Source organism: Bradyrhizobium sp., assembly GCF_017881085.1.
GTDB lineage: Bacteria > Pseudomonadota > Alphaproteobacteria > Rhizobiales > Xanthobacteraceae > Bradyrhizobium.
This window is the reverse complement of record NZ_JADGRI010000456.1, coordinates 1-3130: the sequence shown is the minus strand read 5'-3', so window position 1 is coordinate 3130 and position 3130 is coordinate 1. Positions and strand designations below refer to the sequence as shown.

The following is a 3130-nucleotide window of genomic DNA, read 5'->3' as shown; positions in this document are numbered from 1 at the left end:
GCTTTTTGACGTCTCGTCCAGTTCGACCAGCGGAAGCCGCAACCGCGGCTGCATTAGTCCGAGCAGGCTCAACCCATATTTCAGAGACGCCGGCGCCGAGTCCTGGGGCAGGGCGGCGGTCAGTCGCGCCAGGCGAATTGCCAGGCTTCGCGCACACTCCACGTCTCCCTGTTTGCAGCATTCGTGCATGCGCCGGCAGAGGTCAGGAGCGACATTCGACACAACCGAAATGCACCCGTCTCCGCCGCCGAGCAGATAGGTTGATGCAGTCGAGTCCTCCCCAGTCAGCAGACGAAAATTTGGAGGAAGAAGCGCTCTCCAGCGAAGCAGACGCGCGACATTCCCCGCTCCGTCCTTGACGCCCACGAACTGCGCCGATTCTGTCAAACGCTGCATTGTCTCGTCGGACAGCTCCCGCGCCGTGCGACCGGGCGCGTCGTGCAAAATGATCGGCAGCGTGGTTGAGACCGCAATAGCCTGAAAGTGCGCAACGATGCCGGCCTGCATCGGCTTGTTGTAATAGGGCACGACGGACATGATGGCGTCGGCGCCGTTGGCTTCGGCTCGCATGGTCAGGCTGATCGCCTGGCTGGTCGAATTTGAGCCGGCGCCTGCGATGACCGCTATGCGGCTCCGCGAGATATTGACCGCGGCGCGGATAATGGCGTCGTGTTCTGCAGGGCTCAGCGTTGAGGCCTCCCCCATCGTCTCTCCAACGACGATGGCGGTCGCGCCCGACTTGATCTGGTGCTCGCAAAGCATTTCGAACGACGCCCAGTCGATTTCGTCGTTGCGGTCGAACGGCGTCGGGAGATCGGCAATAAAGCCGGTCAACCATGGGGTTGAATACCGCGTTCCAGTGGTCATGACACGTTAGGCTGCCTTGGCGATTGATGCGAAATTGCACCGATAGGCCGAAAGCAGGAAGCCTTGCTGGCATCTCACCCCGGCCTCGATCCGGAATCCCAGTTGTTCCAGTTTCGTGCGCACTCTCAGGCTCAAACCTCGCTCTGGGGATTCGATCGAGACGACGATGGTCGCTGTGGCATTCAAGAGTTGAGAGGTGCGAACAAGCGATGTTTCGAGGTCCTGAAACGAGCGGTCCCCCACGATGAGACCTGCTGAATGTTGTCCGCAGGAAGTGCGGCAGGTCGCGGTGGTCGCGGCACGGATGAACCCGCGGCAGTGAAGGGCCCGATGAATTCCGAGACTATCTCTGCCAGCAATGATGATCCGGTGCGACTGCGACAGACGCGCAAGGTCGATCATGGTGTCGATAAGTTGCTCCTGTGCGGGAGCGCTATCGGTCTGGGTCATCGTGACGCTCTCAATGGGCGACAGGCGGGTTTAGGCAGCTCGGCGCTGAAGTGTGTCGTCGGAACTCATCGCTGCGCGATCGGAAGTGAAGGGACTGCTGTTCAGGCTGAGTTCAAGAACGCTGGGCGTGTCAACAACGGCCTCTGGACGGTGGCCGTTTTCAAAGAGCGCGAATTTAACGGCTGCGGCTCGGTTGACGAACAGGCCGCCGAACAGGCCGCTTTGTTCCTGGGCGACCCAGTTGCCACGGCTGTTCTTGCCGATCAAGACGATGTTGGAGCTGCACGATGGTGGTTCGGTCTGTTTCATTTTCATTCCCGGTAAGGATTCGATCGCGACTGTCGTTGAAACGATTGAGTTTGCGATCAACCCGTTGCGTCCCCAATTCAGGGTGCGCTCAATATCTTCCTCACCGCATAAAGATGCGAGAGCGGAGCAGCGCCTATTTCATATGGAAGATGTGGGGTATCGGACAGGAAGAGGTGGGTGACGTCGGCGGCGGCTGAGGTGTGAATTCAAGTAGCCGAAACCTGACTAATCGTCATGACCAATCCGTAGAGAAGTCCGTACACGGCGGCCTCATCCCAATGGGTCAGCGCGGCGTCGAACGGCGTCTCTCGTCGGAAAGCTCCGGCAACAACGGAGATGATCGCAGAAAGCAACAATAGCGCGGCAAGGCTTCTGCCAAAGCCGGCGCCTCCAATTGCCGCAAACACGCAGAGCACGACCATCCGCAGACAAAAGCGACCGATGACCTGAACCGATCTGAGGTCGTTGAACGTGACTGGCGCATTAGCCATGGATCGATTTCCCGGAAGAAGCCTCAGCAGCGGACCGTGAATTAGGCAAAGTTTTCACAGCACAGCGGCTCAAATTGATCGGCCCGTATCTGCGGCACCGACGGCCGGCTAGGCTCCCGCGACGCCTCGACCTGCCGAAGTGTTTCGATGTAAACGGCCACAACCGCGAGCGTAAGACTTGAGTGGCTGGCCTCGATCGCCTGGTCCAGCCACTCCGGTAGTTCGCGCTGCCGGGACAATGCGCAGTGCCACTCGCCTTCATCGTAGGTGACGCGGCGCAGCTTCCACTGCGGCAGTTCCAGTTCGATCAGCGCAAGTGCGCCCTGGGTCAAAGCGCCGGCCTCGATCAATTGATGCAGCCGCTCAGCGTTGGCAGCCTTATTCGGCGCCGATGGCCGCTGACAGGTCTGGCCAACGATTTCGGAGAACATTTCGGGCGTCGCCTCGTCAGCAACGTGTACTTGCGCGGCCAGCGTCGCCAGTTGCTCCGAAGGATGAGAATGATCATGGAACATGGCGTGCTCCTATCGGACAAGGACCGCCGGAATGCGGTCGCGTCTCCAAGGTGAGGAAAAAGGCATTTGAATTCGAGTGGGAAAGCCGCCTCGAAATATAAGTGCGCCATAAGTGCCGCGCGGGTCCGGGATTCCAGTCGATCTCGATCCAGGCGCGCGCCGAGCCGCGTTGTGGGTCGCGCGGCGCAACGCAGAAAATGCGAGCCGGAAAAGCGATGCTTCGCAATGAGTTGCCGGGGATCCGTCGATAATCTTTATTAGATTCCTATAACGTTGCCATCACATCCATCTCGAAAACATATACCCAACGTGGCACCTGACGGTCACACGCGATCAGGCGTTTATTGTTTTGATCCACCGCAATTTGCCGGGCGGGAACAGTGCAACGGTCGCAGCCGGAAACAAGCGCCGCAAGGAGCATCTCATGTTGGACGTCGTCATGCTGGCCCTCGGTCTGGGCTTCTTCGCGGTGGCGGTAGGCTACGCCTACGCCTGCGA

At 59.4% G+C, this 3130-nt stretch carries 6 protein-coding genes; all 6 read right to left on the bottom strand.

Annotation, left to right across the window (positions count from 1 at the left end):
• A partial coding sequence (gene dapA, locus QZ213_RS26510; RefSeq protein WP_291689016.1) for a 4-hydroxy-tetrahydrodipicolinate synthase occupies nt 1-867 on the bottom strand: 867 nt, incomplete at its 3' end.
• Between the two features lie 6 nt (nt 868-873).
• Nucleotides 874-1317, bottom strand: a complete 444-nt coding sequence (locus QZ213_RS26505) for a hypothetical protein (protein WP_291689015.1) — start codon at nt 1315-1317, stop codon at nt 874-876.
• 30 nt (nt 1318-1347) lie between these two features.
• On the bottom strand, nt 1348-1626 hold the full coding sequence (locus QZ213_RS26500; protein WP_291689014.1) for a hypothetical protein: 279 nt from the start codon (nt 1624-1626) through the stop codon (nt 1348-1350).
• 206 nt (nt 1627-1832) lie between these two features.
• The gene (locus tag QZ213_RS26495; RefSeq protein WP_291689013.1) at nt 1833-2117 is read right to left on the bottom strand and encodes a hypothetical protein; all 285 of its coding nucleotides are present in this window, start codon (nt 2115-2117) and stop codon (nt 1833-1835) included.
• A gap of 41 nt (nt 2118-2158) precedes the next feature.
• Nucleotides 2159-2632 (bottom strand): hypothetical protein, encoded by a 474-nt coding sequence (locus QZ213_RS26490; RefSeq protein ID WP_291689012.1) that lies wholly within the window; start codon nt 2630-2632, stop codon nt 2159-2161.
• Nucleotides 2633-2897: 265 nt separating this feature from the next.
• A partial coding sequence (locus QZ213_RS26485; RefSeq protein ID WP_291689011.1) for a hypothetical protein occupies nt 2898-3130 on the bottom strand: 233 nt, incomplete at its 5' end.